General features: G+C 68.0%; 10 protein-coding genes and 1 pseudogene. 4 read left to right on the top strand and 7 right to left on the bottom strand.

Annotation, left to right across the window (positions count from 1 at the left end; all coding sequences use genetic code 11):
• Positions 1 to 30 precede the first annotated feature (30 nt).
• Positions 31 to 921 carry a transporter substrate-binding domain-containing protein gene (locus ACQY8B_RS16425; protein WP_422087690.1) on the bottom strand — a complete coding sequence of 297 codons (891 nt, stop codon included), beginning with the start codon at positions 919 to 921 and terminating at the stop codon, positions 31 to 33.
• Positions 922 to 1,162: 241 nt separating this feature from the next.
• On the opposite strand from ACQY8B_RS16425, the gene ACQY8B_RS16430 reads away from it, so the two are divergent.
• Entirely contained in the window at positions 1,163 to 2,374 is a 1,212-nt protein-coding gene (locus ACQY8B_RS16430) for a D-amino acid dehydrogenase (protein ID WP_422087691.1), read from the top strand.
• A gap of 22 nt (positions 2,375 to 2,396) precedes the next feature.
• On the opposite strand, the gene ACQY8B_RS16435 is transcribed toward ACQY8B_RS16430, so the two are convergent.
• Genes ACQY8B_RS16435 through polA form a run of 3 tightly spaced genes read right to left on the bottom strand, consistent with a single transcriptional unit; the run spans position 2,397 to position 7,476 of the window.
• Complete coding sequence (locus tag ACQY8B_RS16435) at positions 2,397 to 3,299, bottom strand: LysR family transcriptional regulator (protein ID WP_422087692.1); 903 nt, start codon at positions 3,297 to 3,299, stop codon at positions 2,397 to 2,399.
• Positions 3,300 to 3,319: 20 nt separating this feature from the next.
• The gene (locus ACQY8B_RS16440) at positions 3,320 to 4,618 is read right to left on the bottom strand and encodes a M20/M25/M40 family metallo-hydrolase (protein WP_422087693.1); all 1,299 of its coding nucleotides are present in this window, start codon (positions 4,616 to 4,618) and stop codon (positions 3,320 to 3,322) included.
• Positions 4,619 to 4,659: 41 nt separating this feature from the next.
• On the bottom strand, positions 4,660 to 7,476 hold the full coding sequence (polA, locus tag ACQY8B_RS16445; RefSeq protein ID WP_422087694.1) for a DNA polymerase I: 2,817 nt from the start codon (positions 7,474 to 7,476) through the stop codon (positions 4,660 to 4,662).
• A gap of 96 nt (positions 7,477 to 7,572) precedes the next feature.
• On the opposite strand from polA, the gene ACQY8B_RS16450 reads away from it, so the two are divergent.
• From ACQY8B_RS16450 to ACQY8B_RS16460, 3 genes and pseudogenes are all read left to right on the top strand, one after another.
• Positions 7,573 to 7,947 (top strand): hypothetical protein, encoded by a 375-nt coding sequence (locus ACQY8B_RS16450; RefSeq protein ID WP_422087695.1) that lies wholly within the window; start codon positions 7,573 to 7,575, stop codon positions 7,945 to 7,947.
• 55 nt (positions 7,948 to 8,002) lie between these two features.
• On the top strand, positions 8,003 to 9,067 hold the full coding sequence (locus ACQY8B_RS16455; protein ID WP_422087696.1) for a homoserine kinase: 1,065 nt from the start codon (positions 8,003 to 8,005) through the stop codon (positions 9,065 to 9,067).
• Between the two features lie 9 nt (positions 9,068 to 9,076).
• A pseudogene (locus tag ACQY8B_RS16460) lies at positions 9,077 to 9,906 on the top strand (BPSS1780 family membrane protein).
• 32 nt (positions 9,907 to 9,938) lie between these two features.
• Here the strand turns inward: ACQY8B_RS16460 and ACQY8B_RS16465 are convergent.
• The 3 genes from ACQY8B_RS16465 to ACQY8B_RS16475 all read right to left on the bottom strand — a co-directional run bounded on the left by ACQY8B_RS16465 (position 9,939) and on the right by ACQY8B_RS16475 (position 17,724).
• The gene (locus ACQY8B_RS16465) at positions 9,939 to 11,465 is read right to left on the bottom strand and encodes a DUF3999 domain-containing protein (protein WP_422087698.1); all 1,527 of its coding nucleotides are present in this window, start codon (positions 11,463 to 11,465) and stop codon (positions 9,939 to 9,941) included.
• A complete protein-coding gene (locus ACQY8B_RS16470) occupies positions 11,462 to 15,178 on the bottom strand; it encodes a DUF2339 domain-containing protein (protein ID WP_422087699.1) in 3,717 nt (1,238 codons plus the stop codon). The genes ACQY8B_RS16465 and ACQY8B_RS16470 overlap by 4 nt, the downstream gene beginning before the upstream one ends.
• A gap of 107 nt (positions 15,179 to 15,285) precedes the next feature.
• Positions 15,286 to 17,724: a UvrD-helicase domain-containing protein gene (locus ACQY8B_RS16475; protein WP_422087700.1), complete on the bottom strand. Its 2,439-nt coding sequence runs from the start codon at positions 17,722 to 17,724 to the stop codon at positions 15,286 to 15,288.
• Positions 17,725 to 17,787 lie beyond the last annotated feature (63 nt).

Genomic DNA, 17,787 nt, shown 5'->3' on the forward strand with positions numbered 1-17,787 from the left:
CTCTGTTCTCTTCTTTCCACGGCACCGAAATCAGGTCGCCGGTTTGTCACTCAGTGCTTTGAGGTTGTCCTTCAGCTGCGGGCTCATGGGCAGGTTCAGCGGCACGCCCTTCGGCGGAATCGGCTGCATGAACCACTTGTCGTAGAGCTTCTCGAACTCGCCGCTCTTCATCATGGCGGCGAAGGTGTCGTCGACCACTTTCTTGAAGGCCGGGTCGTCCTTGGGCAGCATGCAGGCATAGGGCTCGACCTGCAGCGACTCGCCCACCACCTCGAAGTCAGCCGGCGTCTTCGCATTGGCGATCAGGCCGAACAGCAGGATGTCGTCCATCGCGAAGGCCACGGCGCGGTCGCTCTCCAGCAGCAGGAAGGAGTCGGCGTGGTCCTTGCCCAGCACGATGTTCATGCCGAGGTTCTTCTCGCTGTTGTACTTGCGCATGACCAGCACATTGGTGGTGCCGGTGGTGCTGGCCACGGTCTTCCTCGCAAGGTCGGCGTAGTCCTTGATCTTCGAGGACTTCTTCACCAGCAGGCGCGTGCCCGTATAGAAATGGTTGATGGCAAAGGCCACGTCCTTGCCGCGCGCGGTGTTGTTGGTGGTGGAACCGCACTCCAGGTCGACGGTGCCGTTGGTGATCAGCGGAATGCGGTTCTGCGAAGTGACGGACATCAGCGCAACCTGCAGGTTGGGCTTGTTCAGCTTCTTCTTCACCGCCTCGACCACGGCATTCGAAAGATCGACCGAAAACCCGATCGGCTTGCCGGGGCCCTCGAGGTAGCTGAAAGGCACCGACGACTCGCGATAGGCGAGCGTGATCTTGCCGGACTCGGCGATCTTGGCCAGCGTGTCGGCGGCTTGCGCGCCGGTGGCGGTGAAGAGCACCGCCGCGGCCATGGAAGCCATCAGGACAGAGAGTTTCATTCGAGCCTTCGTTCGTTTGAATTGAACAGAAGGTCAGTGTAGGAAGGACCGGCCCAGGCGAACAATTCCAATTGAAACCCGGGCCATGCCCAAAGGTTATGGGTGCAAAACGAGGTCTCTCGGGCATGCACTTTGGCTATGGGGCAGCGTGCTATTGGCATGGACGGCGGGCGCCGCGCGGCTCTAAAGTCTGCGCTGCGCCTCATTCTTTTTTCTTCATCACTCCCGGAAAGTTGTCCCAATGCATGTGTGTGTGCTCGGTGCCGGCATCGTTGGCCTGGCCACGGCCTGGCAGCTGGAACGCCAGGGCCACCAGGTCACGGTGATCGATCGCGCAAGCCCGGGGGCCGGTGCCAGCGGCGGCAACGGCGCGCAGCTCAGTTATTCCTACGTGCAGCCGCTGGCCGATCCGTCGATCTGGAAGCAGTTGCCCAAGCTGCTGCTCTCGCCCACCTCGCCGCTCAAGCTGCGGCCACAGCTAGACCCGCTGCAGTGGCGCTGGGGCATGGCGTTCCTGGCCGCCTGCAACGCGCAAACCTCGCAGCACACCACGGCGCAACTCCTGACGCTTGCAGCCGAAAGCCGCGCAGGCTTCGAGGCGATGCAGGCCGGCATTTCGCCCGACTGCGATTTCTCCGCCACGGGCAAGCTGGTGCTCTATGCAAGTGCGGCATCGCTGGCAGGCGCGCGTGCGCAGCTCGAACTCCAGCGCGCCATGGGCAGTGAACAGCGGCTGGTGACGCCCGACGAATGCGTCGCCATCGAACCTGCATTGGCAGGCTATCGCGGACAGATGGCGGGTGCGGTCTACACGCCGAGCGAGTGCGCGGCGGACTGCCTCAAGGTGTGCGCCGAGCTGATGCGCGCCCTCAGCGCACGCGGCGTGCGCTTCATGCTCGGCACCGACGTGCACGGCTTCGCGCGCAACGGCAAGCGCATCGCCGCCGCGCGCACCAGCGGCGGCGACGTGGAGGCCGATGCCTTCGTGATGTCGCTGGGCGCCGCCTCGCACAAGCTGGGCCGCCTGCTCGGCGCCTACCTGCCGGTGTATCCGCTCAAGGGCTACAGCATCACGGTCGATGTCGATCCGGCACCCGGCGCGGCACCGCGCGTGAACGTGACGGACAGCGCGCGCAAGGTGGTGTTCGCACGCATCGGCTCGCGCCTGCGCGTGGCGGGCATGGCCGAGCTGGTGGGGCACGACGCGCGCATTCCGGCCACGCGCATCCAAACGCTTGAGGCAGCGACGCGCGCCCTCTTCCCGCATGCGAGCCGATTCGAAGAATTGCATCCCTGGACCGGCATGCGGCCCGCCACGCCGACCGGCCTGCCGATCATCGGCCGGCTGGCCAGCGCACCGTCGAACATGCTGTTCAACACCGGCCACGGCGCGCTGGGGTTCACGCTGGCCTTCGGCTCGGCGCAGAGGATTGCGCGGGCGCTGGCGGAATGACCGGCACGAACGGAACAGCGCGCTAGACGGCGTCCTGCAGCGCCTGCTGCATGCAGCGCGTGATGCCGCGCACGACCACCGAATCGGGCCGCCCCGCGAAGCGCAGCGCTCTTATCGGCACCGGGATGTGCGGCTCCAGCATGAGCACGTCGACCTTCTCGCGGTCTGCCGATCGCGCGGTGCAGCCGTCGATCAGCGCGATGCCGATGCCGTGGTGCGCCATGGCCAAGGCTGCGTGGTAGGTCTGCACCGTCACCACCGCCTGCTGGAAGCCCACGCCGGCCTGCCGGCAAGCCTGGCTCAGGCTGGTGCCGACGGGGTCGCGGCTGTCCAGGCCGATCACCGGCCGGTCGATCAGGTCATGCAGCGCCACCGAGCCGTTGCGCAGCAGCGCGCGAGGCAGCATGCCCTTGGGCGCGATGCACACCATGCGGCTGTCGGCCAGCGACTCCTGCGTGAGCGAAGGATGCACCGCCGGGCTGAAAGCGAAACCCACGTCGGCCTCCTGCAGCAGCAGCGCCGACATGATCTGCGGCGAGTGCAGCGACTCGACCGTGATCGCATAGCCCGGGTACTGTTCGCGAAAGGCCTTGAGCGCGCGCGGCAGGATCTCGTAGCTCAGCGCCAGCACGCTCAGGATGCGCAGCTCGCCCGAGTCGCCCGCCGTGCGCAGGTTGGAGGCAAGCCGCTGCACCTCGTCGAGCTGCGCGAACAGGCGCTCGATGTGCGGATACAGCGTGAGCGCCTCGGTGGTCGGCGTGAGCCGCCCCTTGGCGCGCTGGAACAGCGGAAAGCCCAGCTGCAGCTCCGCATGCTGCAGGGTGCGGCTGACCGCCGGCTGCGTGATGTTGATGAGCCGCGCCGCCGCGCTCACGCTGCCGGTGAGCATGATCGCGTTGAAGACTTCGATGTGGCGCAGGCGCATCGCGGGCGGCGGGCGGGTCTTCAGTTGCCGTTGGCGGTTTTGCCGCGGGCGATGTCCATCACCATGCGGGTGCCCAGGTACAGGCGCGGCTCGATGGAGTCGAGCAGCACGTATTCGGCGTCGGCCGAGTGTGCGCCGAAGCCCTGCAGGCCGAAGCGCTCGATGACTGGCGCCTTGGTCTTCAGCGCCGCGAAGGCCGCGTCGGTGCCGCCGCCGGCAGCCTTGTCGTCCGCGCCCAGCGGCAGGCCGAGTTCGTCCTTGTAGATCTGCTGCGCATGCCGGGCCATGGCGCGCGAGGCGTCGGTGGCTTCCAGCGGCGGACGGCGGCGTTCGAAATTCAGCTGGACCTTGGCTTCGGGAATCAGCTGCTTCTTCACGCGCTCGTTCACCTGCTGCTCGATGCGGTCGTAGTCGCTGACCTTGAGCACGCGCACGTCCGCGCCCGCCGTGGCGCTGGCCGGGATCACGTTGCGGTTGCTGCCCGACTTCGAGATGGTCCAGTTCATCTTGAGGCCCGTGGCCGGGTCGGACAGGTCGCGCATCTGCAGGATCTGGTGCGACAGCTCGTACAGCGCGTTCACGCCCAGTTCGGGCGCGGAGCCCGCGTGCGAGGCCTTGCCCGTGACATGCAGCGTGACCGAGGCAATGCCGGCGGTGGCAAGCGAGAGCTTGTCTTCCTTGACGTAGGCGCCTTCGAAGGACATGACCGCGTCGTGCTCCGCGCCCATGCGCGTGATGAGCGCGCGGGCGCCGGGCGAGCTGATTTCCTCGTCGCCGTTGATCAGCACGGTGAGCGTGCCGTATTCCTTGAACTTCATCGCCTGCAGCATCGACACGATGTGCGTGATGACGGCAACGCCCTGCTTGTCGTCGGCAATGCCCAGCCCGTAGGCCTTGTCGCCCTCGATGCGGAACGGCTGCTTGTTGAGCATGCCGACGGTGTAGACCGTGTCCATGTGCGCGATCAGCAGGATCTTCTTCTTGCCGGTGCCCTTGAAGGTGGCGCGCACCACGCGGCCCATCTTTTCGGGCGTGTCTTCCATGCGGTAGGCCTCGGCGCTCGGGTCGATCAGCTCGACCTCGCCGCCCAGTGCCTTGAACCTGTCGGCGATGAGGTTCGAGATTTTCTCGAGCCCCTCGAGGTCGCGGCTGCCCGACTCGATGGAGACCAGGTCTTTCAGCGTCTCCAGCAGCGCCGGCTTTTCCTTGGCGGCGAGCGCGGCGATGCGGGCGTCCGGGGCGGCGAAGGCGGTGCCGAGCGTGGCGGCGCAGACGGCAAAGACGGCGGTGTGCAGAAGCTTGCGATGGGGGAATTTCATTGGGGAGGCTTTTTCTTTCGTCTTGTCTTCGAGCGTGGTTTTCAGTGCGCCTTGTCCCAGTTGGGGCCGACGCCGATCTCGGCGAGCAGCGGCACCTTCAGCGCGGCAACGCCGGCCATGATGCGCGGGACTTCCGTGCGCACCCATTCGACCTCTGCCTCGGGCACTTCGAACACCAGTTCGTCGTGCACCTGCATGATCATCTTCGTGCCGCGCTTCTCTTCGTCAAGCACGTTCTGTACCTTCACCATGCTCAGCTTGATGAGGTCGGCCGCGGTGCCCTGCATAGGCGCGTTGATGGCCGCGCGCTCGGCGCCGCCGCGGCGTGGGCCGTTGGGCGAGTTGATCTCGGGCAGATACAGGCGCCGGCCGAACACGGTCTCCACGTAGCCCTGCTCCTTGGCCAGCGCCTTGGTCTCGTCCATGTAGGCCTTCACGCCCGGGTAGCGCGCAAAGTAGCGCTCGATGTACGAGGCCGCGGCCTTGGTCTCGATGCCGAGGTTCTTGGCCAGCCCGAAGCTGCTCATGCCGTAGATCAGCCCGAAGTTGATGACCTTGGCATAGCGGCGCTGCTCGCTCGACACCTCGCCGGGCGTGGAGCCGAACACCTCGGCCGCGGTGGCGCGGTGCACGTCGATGCCCTCGGTGAAGGCGCGCAGCAGCGACTCGTCGCCGCTGATGTGGGCCATGATGCGCAGCTCGATCTGCGAGTAGTCGGCGCTGGCGATCACGCTGCCGGCGGGGGCCACGAAGGCCTCGCGCACGCGGCGGCCTTCGGGCGTGCGGATCGGGATGTTCTGCAGGTTGGGGTCGTTGCTGCTCAGGCGCCCGGTGACCGCCACGGCCTGCGCATAGTGCGTGTGCACGCGGCCGGTGCGCGGATTGGCGAGCTGGCCGAGCTTGTCGGTGTAGGTGCCCTTGAGCTTCGACAGGCCGCGGTGCTCGAGGATCTTGGCCGGCAGCGGGTAGTCCTCGGCCAGCTTCTCGAGCACTTCCTCGTCGGTGCTGGGCGCGCCGCTCGGCGTCTTCTTGACCACGGGCAGGCCCAGCTTGGTGAAGAAGATCTCGCCGATCTGCTTGGGCGAGCCGAGGTTGAAAGGCTGGCCGGCGATTTCGTAGGCCTCCTGCTCGAGCGCCATGATGCGCGTGCCGAGTTCATGGCTCTGCGAGGCCAGCGTGGGCGCGTCGATCAGCACGCCGTTGCGCTCGATGCGGTAGAGCGCCTCGCTCGAATCCATTTCGAGCTGGTAGATGAAGCGCAGCTTTTCGTCCCGCTCCAGCTGGGGCCAGAGGGTGTTGTGCACGTCGAGCGTCTGGTCGCTGTCTTCGCAGGAATATTCAGCCGCCTTGGCGATGTCGACCTGGCTGAAGGGGATCTGGTGCGCGCCCTTGCCGCACAGGTCTTCGTACGAGATGCCGCTGCGGCCCAGGTGGCGCTCTGCCAGGCTCGACAGGCCGTGCGGCTTGTGCACTTCGAGCACGTAGCTCTGCAGCATGGTGTCGTGCGCGTAGCCCTGCACCTCGATGCCGTGGTTGGCGAACACGTGGCGGTCGTACTTGATGTGCTGGCCGAGCTTCTTCTTGTCGCCGTTCTCTAGCCAGGGCTTGAGTTTGGCGAGCACTTCGTCGATGGGCAGCTGCCGGGGCGCATCGGGGTAGTTGTGCGCGAGCGGAATGTAGGCCGCCTCGCCGGGCGTGACGCTGAAGCTCACGCCGACGATCTGCGCGACCATCTCGTCGAGCGAGGTGGTCTCGGTGTCGATGGCGGCCAGTTCCGATGCGTCGAGCCTGGCGAGCCACGCATCGAACTGTTCCCAGGTCATGATGGTGTCGTACTTGAGATTGCTCGCGGGGGCGGCCGCCTCCAGCGCCGACAGGTCGGCGGGCTCGTCGAACAGGCCGCCCTGGTCCTTGCTGGCCTTGGCACCGGCTTTTTTCTTGATGCTTTCCTCGATCAGCTCGGGCGGCACTTCCTGCGCCTCGAGCGTCTTCACCAGGCTCTTGAAGCCGAACTTCTCGTAGAAGGGCTTGAGCTCGGCCGTCTGCGGCGCGCCGACCGGCAGGCCTTCGAGCGACGGCAGGCCGGCGACGTGGCCGTCGAGGTCGCAGTCGGTGCGGATCGTCACCAGGCGCCTGCTCAGCGGCAGCTTGTCGAGCGCCCCGCGGAGGTTTTCGCCGGCGGCGCCTTTCACTTCGGCGGCGCGCTCGACCAGCGCGTCGAGCGAACCGTATTCGAGCAGCCACTTGGCTGCTGTCTTGGGACCGACCTTGGGCACGCCGGGCACGTTGTCGACGGAGTCGCCCACCAGCGTCTGGTAGTCGACCATCAGGTGCGGCGGCACGCCGAACTCGGCCGTAACGCCGGCCACGTCGCGCTTCTTGCCGTTCATCGTGTCGATGATGGTGATGTGCTCGTCGACCAACTGGCTCAGGTCCTTGTCGCCGCTGGAGACGATCACCTCGACGCCCTGCGCGGCGGCGATCTTGGCGAGCGTGCCGATCACGTCGTCGGCCTCCACGTCGGGCACGCTGAGCACGGGCCAGCCGAGCAGCCTGACCACTTCATGGATGGGGTCGATCTGGCTGCGCAGGTCGTCGGGCATCGGCGAGCGGTTGGCCTTGTATTCGGGGTACCAGTCGTCGCGGAAAGTCTTGCCGGGTGCGTCGAAGATGCAGGCCGCGTAGTCGGCGCGAACCTCGCGGCGCAGCGCGGTCATCATGTTGATCATTCCCCGGATGGCGCCGGTGGCCGGGCTCTTCGGGTCGCCGGGCACGGCCCGAAGGTCGGGCATGGCATGGAAGGCACGGTAAAGGTAGCTCGAGCCATCCACGAGCAGCAGCGTTTTCTTGTCGGTCATCGAGGCATTTTGCCGTGCCCGGCCTGGCCTGCGGAACCACACCGGGACGAGGTGCAAACCGACACCCCCGTGCAGGCGCACGCCTACAATGAGCGCATGCCTAGCTCCACACTCCTGGTCGCCCGCCGCATCCTGCTGGCGCTGGCTTTCGCAACCCCGTTTGCCGCCACCGTGCATGCGCAACAGCCCGCGCCCGCACCGGCAGCCGCACCGCCGGGCGAACCGCTACAAAATCAGGAGCAAGCCGCCGAAGGCCGCCGAAACCAGAAGGTGGAGAACCTGCACACCGAGGACAGCGCCGCCACCGTCGATGAAGTCCGCTACGGCGGCCGTACGCAGAGCATCAACGTCAAGCCCAAGTCGAACATGCCCGGCTACGAAGTGCTCCCCGCCGATGCCGCCACCGGACGCCAGGGCTCCACGGAAACGGGCGCCAACGGCCCCCGCGTCTGGAACGTGATGAAGTTCTGACCGTGCGCTTCTCCGTTTCCGCAGCAGCAAGCGCAACGCGGCGCTGAGCCCCGTCATGGCAGTTTTTACCGAAGTCGAATTCGGCGAGGCAGACGCGCTCGTCCAACGCCTGGGCCTGGGCCCGCTGCGCGAGTTGCGCGGCATCGAGGGCGGCATCGAGAACACCAACTACTTCGCGACCACCGAGTCCGGCGAGTTCGTGCTCACGCTGTTCGAGCGCCTGAACGCCGAGCAACTCCCCTACTACCTTTGCCTGATGAAGCATCTGGCGAGTGCCGGCCTGCCGGTGCCCGCGCCGGTGGCCGAGCCGCCCGCACCCGAGAAGGTTGCCAGGAAGGGGCCGTCCCCCGCGGCAGGCACTGCCGAAGCCGCATGCGACCTGCTGCACACCGTCGCCGGCAAGCCAGCGGCGGTGGTCCAGAAGCTTTCCGGACGCAGCGAGCTGGCGCCCGGCGCCGCCCACTGCGCCGAACTGGGCGCAATGCTCGCGCGCATGCACCTCGCGGGCCGCGACTACCCCCGCATCCAGCCCAACCTGCGCGGCCTTCCCTGGTGGAACGAGACGGTGCCGGTGGTGCTGCCGTACATCGAGGAATCGCAGGCGACGCTGCTGCGCGCCGAGCTGGCCTACCAGAACCACGTCGCCGAATCGTCTGCCTATGCGGCGCTGCCGCGCGGGCCGGTGCATGCCGACATGTTCCGCGACAACGTGATGTTCGCGACCGGCGGCAGCGACGAAGGCGCCCCGCCCCGCCTGACCGGCGTGTTCGACTTCTATTTCGCCGGCACCGACACCTGGCTGTTCGACCTGGCCGTGTGCCTGAACGACTGGGCCATCGACCTGCCGACCGGCCGCCACGACGCCGAGCGTTCCGACGCCCTCCTGTCGGCCTACGAAACCGTGCGCCCGCTGAACGCGGCTGAACGCGCGCTGCTGCCCGCGATGCTGCGTGCCGCCGCTCTGCGCTTCTGGATTTCCCGCCTCTGGGACTTCCACCTGCCGCGCGAGGCGAGCATGCTCAAGCCCCACGACCCCGCGCATTTCGAGCGCGTGCTGCGCGACCGCGCCACCCACCCGCATGCCATGGCCCAGGCGCTCGCGCCGCTCATGGCAGCCTGACCCTCACCCATGAAACTCAACCTCGTGCCGGCGCGAACCGGCGCCGAATGGGTCCGCCTCGGACTCAAGACCTTCTGGCGGCAGCCGCTGGCCTTCATCTCGCTGTTCTTCCTGCTGATGGCGATGATGTCGACGGTGTCGATCCTGCCGGTGATCGGCAGCATCGTCGCGCCGGCGCTGGTGCCGTTCATGACGCTGGGCCTGATGGTGGCCACGTCGGTGGCCTACACGGACAACGCCGAAGGCGCCGGCCGCGCCGGTGACGCGCGGCGGCCCACGGGTTCCGCGATGCTCGTGGCGGTGTTCTCCGCCATGCGCGCCGAATGGCGCGCGCTGCTGGTGCTTGGCGTCATTTCCGCCGTGTACTTCGTGCTGGCCGTGCTGGTGACCACGCTGGTCGACGGCGGCCTGCTCGCAAAGGCCTACCTGCTCGACGACCCGCTGACACCCGAGGTGTTTGCCAGCAGCGACTTCCAGCTCTCGCGCATGCTGCTGATGTGCCTGAACCTGCCGCTGTCGCTGGCCATGTGGCACGCGCCGGCGCTGGTGCACTGGCACCGCGTGGAGCCGGTGAAGAGCATTTTCTTCAGCATCGTCGCGCTGTTCCGCAACTTCGGCGCCTATGCGCTGTTCGGCATCGCGTGGTTCGGCGTGTTCCTGGTGCCGGCATCGGCATGGGGCTGGTGGCCACTGTGCTGGTCGGCGTGGGCGCGCTGGGCGCCGGCGGTGCCGCGCTGGCGGTGGGCAACATCCTGATCATCGGCACGGCGCTGGTGCTCGCGGCGATGTCGCTGAGCTCCACCTGGTTCACCTTCCGCGACACCTTCGATCCGAACTGAAGACGGCCCGCTGCGGCCATCGCCGGATCGGATCAGTCGGCCGCGGCCCGTTCCTTCTCCTTGCGCAGGCTCGCGAACAGCGACCACGCCATTCCGGCCAGCAGCAGCAGGCCGGCACCCAGAGCCCCCCACAGCCACCACTTGCGCGACGACTCCCGTACGGGAGCGGCTTGCGCCCGGACCGCTGGCGCCACGGCGGCGGCAACACTCATCAGGGGCAGCTCGACCGATGCACCGTCGGCGGCAACGGGCTTGTCCGCCGCATAGCCAGGAATCAGCGTGGACAGCGCCAGCGGCGCGCCGGGCTCCGCGCCTTCCACGGTGCCCGCGGCTTCCGGCGCCGAGCGCCATGCCAGCGAAAACGGCGCCGCGCCTTGCGCCAGGAACACCAGCGTGCGCGGCACCGCGCCCACGGCGATGGTCGGCGGCGTGGCACCCAGCACACTCACCGGGCCCGAGGTGCGCAGCCGCAGCCGCAGCCGCGCATGTACCGCTCCATCGAGCGCCAGCACCGGTGAACGCGCTTCACCGCCTGCCTGCGCGAGCCGGTACACCACGGTATCGACCAGCGGAGTTTCGTCCGCCAGGGCCGGGCGTTGCACCGGCTGGCGCTGCCGATGCCTCAGTGCATAGAGCGGATTGAGCGGCACAGGTCGCGGCGGCACGGCGGATGACGCGGGCACCGGATCGGACAGGCCCGAAATCGCCACCTCCGCCAAGGTGTTGATGTCGGCGAGGTCGATGCGCAGGCTCTGCACCGGCAGGCCGCGCGGCAGCAGGTAGTCGCAGTAGTCGGTGGCACAGCGCTCGGGCTTCAGCGAAGCAGACCATTCGAGCGGCGCGACCGGCTCGACCTCCTGCACGCTGTCGATGCCCACGCCGGTCAGCGCCACGCCGTGCTGCGGATCGCTCCAGCGCAAGCGCAGGAAGCGCGCGCGCAGGTTGCCCAGGTCGACCGCGAGGCGCTCGATGGCCTGGCCGCCGTGGGACAGCCGCACGAGCTGCTCCTCGCCGCCCACGGGGCGCCAGCGCCGCAGGTCGTCGCTGGCTTCGAGATGGAAAGCGAACAGCCCGCGCGCGTCGGGCGCAATCTCGAAGCGCGCCTGCAGCAGGCTGCCCTTGACCTGGCTCAGGTCGATGAGCCATTGGGCCGCGTCGGTCACCTTCCGGCTGGCGGCCTTGCCTTCAAGCGCCAGCGAGCCGTCGGGGCGCACAGTGAAGGCGAGCGCCGCATCGCCGGACGCCGCACTGGCATCGACACCGGGCAACGCGAAGATCGGCACGTTCCGCGAAGCGGTTCGCGGTGTCGCGGCTTCGTTGCGCAGCCATGCATAGGGCACGGCATGGCCGGCGCCATTGCGCACCCGCAGGTCGCGCAAGTCGGCATAGGCGGCGCGGCTATGGATGGACAGCGGCAGCGTGAGGCGGTGATACGGCCCCGAGCCTTGCAGCGTGATGGGCGCCGTGGTTGCAGGTTGTGCGACGGCGCTCCCGGCCATCACGGCCAGGAGCGCGGTGCCTGTGCGGAGCACCCGCATCGATGAACGATATTGGCTCATGCCGCCCCGCCTTCCGCTGGCGCCTTCTCCGACGCATCCTGTGGCTCTTCCCGCTTCGGAGGTACGGGCGCGAAGTACCCCACCAGCAGGAGCAGGGCCCCGACCGCGATGAACGACACGATGCGGAACAGGCCGCCCCGGTCCGCCAGCTCGACGAAGAACAGCTTCAGCACCACCACGCCAAGCAGCGCCGCGCCCGCCACCCACAGCGTGCGCACCCGGCGCGAATGGCCAAGCACCATCGCGACCACGCCGCAGACGGCCCAGGTGATGGACAGCGCCGCCTGCGTGAGCCATGAGGCATAGAGCGCATCGAAGCGCCATTCGACGCCCGCATAGTGGTGGCAGGTGCGCAGCACCATGCCGGTCAGCAGCGCAAGCCCGGTGAAGCCGGCCGCGCCCTTCGCGACCATCGGCTGCACGCGTGCGAACGACGCCGTCGGCAGCGCACGCCACCACAGCACCAGCGCAAACAGCACGAGCCATTGCGCGAGTTCGAGCGGATTCAGCAGTGGCACATAAGGCAGCGGTGCAGCGTCGCCAGGGCTGACGGCGTTCGTCACCCACACCCAGGCAAGCAGGTACGCCGCCACCGGCGTCGCGGCCAGCTCGAGGTAGGCGGGGCGGTACTCGGAAAGCGGCCAGCGTTGCAGAAGCGCGCGCGAGCGCATCGCCCACAGCACCAGCGCCGGCACGATCGCCCAGCCCAGCAGTTGCCAGCTCGACCACTCGGCGCCGACGCGGCCGAGCTGCCATTGGCATTCGCGCGCGGCCAGCAGCAGGAAGAGCCAGAAGCCGGCGACATGGAACGGCGTCAGCACCCAGGCCTCGAACCACTGCTTCTGCGCGCGCAGCAAGCGCAGATGCCAGGCGAGCGCGAGCGGCCAGGCGATCCAGCCCAGCGCGCTCGACGGCACGTAGAACAGCGTCGGGCCACCCACGATGCAACAGGCCGCGATCAGGCCGAAGCCCGGCAAGGTGGCGATGGTCGCCTTGCCGAGCTGCGACCAGTCGCGGCGGTGCGCAACCAAGGCTGCCAGCGCGGAGGTGACGAGCACCACGGCCATCGCGGCGGCGGGCACATGGCTCGAAAGGCCATGACGATCCAGCACGCGGACGCTTTCGTCCAGCATGCCGAACAGCCACCAGCCGAGCCCCCAGACCACCGGCGCCCACAGCACCACCGGAATGGCGCACCACGCATTGGCCCAGCGCTTGCGCGCCGAGCCGGCAGGCTCGCTCACGCGAGGCCTTGCCTCGTCGCGCAGCCAGTCGCCTGCCAGCAGTGCGGCCAGGCCGAGCACCACGGGCGTCCAGAAACTCAGGCTGGCGAAGGCCGGTGCGCCGGCTGCATCGAGCTCGGCCGACTGGGTCGCGCCGAATGCGAGCGCACTGATCACCTGCAGCACCCCGGCCAGCGCGGCGAGCGGGAAATGCGCCATGCGCAGTGCAACCCACAGCACCACCGTGGCGGTGAGCGGCCACAGCAGCGCGGCTTGCGCAAGGCTCAACTGGAACAGCATCGCCAGATGCAGCAGGCTCACGCCGGCCAGCACGCCGACCACATTGCCAGTCGACCACGCCGGCTGCACGCCGCGCGCCAACGCGGCGCGATGCGCCTGCAGCATCGACCACGCGGCGCTGCCGAGCACGCTGAGCGCGATGACAGTGGCAGCCACGGCCCCCTGCCATCCGCTTTCGAGCACGCGCCCGTCGACGATCTCGCCGGTGCGGTGCAGCGTCGCGATGAAACCCACCACCGCCAGCGCCTGCATGCCGAAGCTCACCTGCGCGAGCGGCGACAACGCGAAGCGGATCGCCACCACAAAGGTGACCGAGGCGAGCACTGCCGTGGCGGCGGCGGCCCACGGCGGCGTGCACCACTGCCACAGCAGCAGCGTGAGCGCGGCCATGCCGAGCCACGGCAAGGCGCCGCCGGCCACGGCCTCCACGCCCTTGCCTTCGTCGAGCCTCGCGCGGCGATGGATGGCCCACATCGCGAATGCGCTGACGGCCACGAGCACAGGGCCGATCACCGAGCCATCGAGCAAGGGATGGCCCGGCGCTGCGTCGAGCCGCGTGGCCTCCAGCAGCTTCAGCACGGCGCCGGCAAACACGACGAACGAGAAAGCGCGCGCATACGCCCGCTGCTGCCGTGCGCCCAGCCAGTACATGCCAGCGGCCTCGACCGCCCAGGCCGCGCCGGTCCATTGCCCTTCGAGGCCCAGCGGAATCGCGAGGGTGCCGAAGATCACGCCGACGATGGCGTAGGCCTCCGCGAGCAGCGCCAGCCCCTTGGGCTGGGTGGCGAACACCAGCCGCCCCAGCACGAGGTAGAAGGCCGCGAGCGCCATCGCCGAGAACGCGGCCCCGTATTCCCACGGACGCATCAGCAGGACCTGCATGCCGAACGCGACCATCGGCGTGCCGAACACCAGCGAGCTGTCGACCCGGCCCGCACGGCGCAGGGTGTCGAGCGCGCGGGTAGCCAGCGGCTGGGCGGGCTGCACCGGCGCGTCGAACAGCGTGCGGCGCGCGAACAGCAGGCCGATGGCGGTGAACAGCAGGAAGAAGACGATCAGGAAGGGCTGCACCGTCGCGTACTGGTCGTCGGTGTAGTACTTGTGCGCCCAGCCGGCGGCCAGCGTGAAGGTGCCGACGAAGCCGATCAGGTTGAGCACGCGCCAGGCCCGGAACCAGGCGATCAGCACGATGCCGATGTCGAGCACCAGCAAGTAGGTGAAGAGCCCCACCGGCTGGTTGGAGCCGGTGGACGCCAGCACCGGCGCGGCGAAGCCCTCGAGCGCCGCGACGATCGCCAGCACCGGCGAGTTCTGCAGCACCGCCAGCGCGGCGCTCAGCACCGCCACGCCGAACAGGAATGCGAAGCCGACGCTGGCCGGCAGCAGGCCGCTGAGCTTCATGGCCGCGAGCGTCGTGAGATAGAAGATGCCGATGCCCGCGCCCTGCAGGATCAGCGCATAGCCCGCGCGCTTGTTGCGCAGCAACCAACCCAGCACCAGCAAGCCGGCACCGACCAGCGCCACCGCCGCGTAGCGCAATTCGATCGGCACGGTCACGCGTTCGGCCGTGTAGCGCAGCAGGAAAGCCAGGCCAAGGAACAGGATCAGCACGCCGAGCTTGACGAGCATGTTGCCGCCGAAGATCAGGTTGGCAATCGGCGCGGGGAGACGGTCTCGCAGCGGGACCGGGGGTGGAGGCGGCGGGCGGCGCACGGGTGCGGGGGCGGCTACCGGCGGCTTGGCGACCGGAATTGCCGGAGCGGCCGGCCCGGGTGCGGCCTCCGGCCTCGGAACCTGCACGACGGCGACTTGCGGCCGTTGCACCTCCAAGGGCTGGGCTGGCGGCAATGGCACTTCGGCCAGCGTGACTTCCGGCACCGCAGGCAGTTCAGTGGCTTGCACCGCAATATCGCCCGCGCCTTGCGTCAGCCGCCGCTCGAGCATGGCGACCCGCTCTTCGAGTTCCGTCACGCGCCGCTGCAGCTTCATCATGCCGCCGTCGACGACTGCTGGGTCCGCGGGAGCCTGGCCCGGGATGCGTTCAGCTTCTGTGCGATGCGGCGGGGCTTTCTTCTTGCCGATCACCCGCGGCAACAGGAACGCACCAGCCACCGCGAGCACCAGCGCCACGGGAACCGATTCGAACAGCGCCCCGATGAACAGGCCGGCAATGATGCCTATGAACCACATCCTGACTCCCCTTGTTTGGCGAGTGCGGAGTTTACGGCGGTTCAGCAGCCGGGGCGGCACGGCGCCGCGAGCAGCCTGGATTGTTAGCTATAGCTTTAGTAGCAACCTCAGATTGGCGTGAGCTTGGCCACCGACAGGGCCAGCCATTTGATGCCATGCCGCGCGAACTTGACCTGCGCGCGCGCATCGTTCCCGGTGCCTTCGAGCGCGGTGACCGTGCCTTCGCCGAACTTGTTGTGGAACACCTGCATGCCCGAACGCAATCCGTGCGAGGGCGCCGTCTTCTGCGGTGGTACCGGCGGGCTGGCGAAGGTGTCCTTCTCGCGGCTGCCGCCGCCGTAGCTGTTGGCGCCATAGCCGCCACTGCCCCCTCCTCCACCGCGCGTGCTGCCATAGCCGCCGCCGTAGCCAAAGGCCGAAGTGCCGCCGCCAAAGCCCTGGTTCTTCGGTGTGAGCCACTTGAGCGCGCCCTCGGGCAGCTCTTCGAAGAAGCGGCTCTTGACGTTGTAGCGGGTCTGGCCGTGCAGCATGCGAGTCTGCGAGTGGCTCAAATACAGGCGCTTGCGGGCGCGGGTGATGGCCACGTACATCAGGCGGCGCTCTTCCTCGAGGCTCTCGAAGTCGCTCATCGAGTTCTCGTGCGGGAACAGGCCCTCTTCCATGCCGGTGATGAACACGCAATCGAACTCCAGGCCCTTGGCGGCGTGCACGGTCATCAGTTGCACCGCGTCCTGCCCGGCCTGCGCCTGGTTGTCGCCCGACTCGAGCGCCGCGTGCGTGAGGAACGCGGCCAGCGGGCTCAGCGTTTCGCCGGTTTCGGCGTCGGGCGCGAGCGGCTCGTCGATCACCGGCCGCGTCAGGTCGATGCCCTGGCTCGCGGGCGACTGGCGCAGTTCGTCGACCGGCAACGCCACGGCGTCGCGGCCGAAGCCCTCCTGCGTGACGAAGCTCTCGGCCGCATTCACCAGTTCGTCCAGGTTCTCGATGCGGTCGGCGCCTTCGCGGTCGGCCTTGTAGTGCTCGACGAGGCCGCTGTGGTCGAGCACCAGCTCGATGATTTCGCGCAGGCTCACGCCCTGCGTCTGCTCACGCAGCACGTCGATCTTGGCGACGAAGCCGGTGAGATTGGCGCCCGCCTTGCCGCCGACCACGCTCACCGCGTCGTGCAGCGAACGGCCGGCCGCGCGTGCCGCGTCCTGCAGGGTTTCGAGCGTGCGCGCGCCGATGCCGCGCGGCGGGAAGTTCACGACGCGCAGGAAGCTGGTGTCGTCGTCCTTGTTCTCGAGCAGGCGCAGGTAGGCCAGCGCATGCTTGATTTCGGCGCGCTCGAAGAAGCGCAGGCCGCCGTACACGCGGTACGGCACCGAGGCATTGAAGAGCGCGGTTTCGATCACCCGGCTCTGCGCATTGCTGCGGTAGAGCACGGCCATTTCCTTGCGCTCGAAGCCGTCGCGCGCGAGCTGGCGCATTTCCTCGACCATCCACTGCGCCTCGGCCAGGTCGGTGGTCGACTCGTAAACGCGCACCGGTTCGCCCGGGCCCTGGTCGGTGCGCAGGTTCTTGCCCAGGCGCTTCTTGTTGTGGCTGATGAGCTCGTTGGCCGAGTCCAGGATGTTGCTGTAGCTGCGGTAGTTCTGCTCCAGCTTGATCTGGTGGCGCACGTCGAACTCGCGCACGAAGTCGGTCATGTTGCCCACGCGCGCGCCGCGAAACGCATAGATGCTCTGGTCGTCGTCGCCCACGGCAATCACGCTGTTGTCGCGCCCGGGCTCGAACTGGCCGCCGACGGTGTTGCCGGCGAGCATCTTGATCCACGCATACTGCAGGCGGTTGGTGTCCTGGAACTCGTCGATCAGGATGTGGCGGAAGCGCCGCTGGTAGTGCTCGCGCACCGGTTCGTTGTCGCGCAGCAGTTCGTAGCTGCGCAGCATGAGTTCGCCGAAGTCGACCACGCCTTCGCGCTGGCACTGCTCTTCATACAGCTGGTAGAGCTCGACCTTCTTGCGGTCGTCGTCGCTGCGCACTTCTACGTCGCCGGGGCGCAGGCCGTCTTCCTTGGCGCCGGCAATGAACCACTGGGTCTGCTTGGCGGGGAAGCGCTCGTCGTCGACGTTGAACTGCTTCATCAGCCGCTTGATGGCCGAGAGCTGGTCTTGCGTGTCGAGGATCTGGAAGGTGGACGGCAGGTTGGCCAGCTTCCAGTGCGCACGCAGCAGGCGATTGCACAGGCCGTGGAAGGTGCCGATCCACATGCCGCGCACGTTGACGGGCAGTATGGCCGTCAGCCGCGTCATCATTTCCTTGGCGGCCTTGTTCGTGAAGGTCACGGCGAGGATGCCGCCGGCCGACACCTGCCCGGTCTGGAGCAGCCATGCAATGCGGGTGGTCAGCACGCGGGTCTTGCCGGAACCGGCGCCCGCGAGGATCAGCGCGTTGCCTGCGGGCAACGTGACCGCGGCCAGTTGCTCCGCGTTCAGGTTCTTGAGCAGCGGCAGGTCCGAAGGATTCGGGGAGTGGGCGTCAGCCGCAGGATCGTTAAACAACATCCTCCGATTGTAGAAACCACCGCGTATGCGGGTTATACGAAGAAGCGGAAGACCCGGCTTCGC

Origin of the sequence: Variovorax sp. (genome assembly GCF_965279555.1) — a bacterium.
Lineage (GTDB): Bacteria > Pseudomonadota > Gammaproteobacteria > Burkholderiales > Burkholderiaceae_C > Variovorax.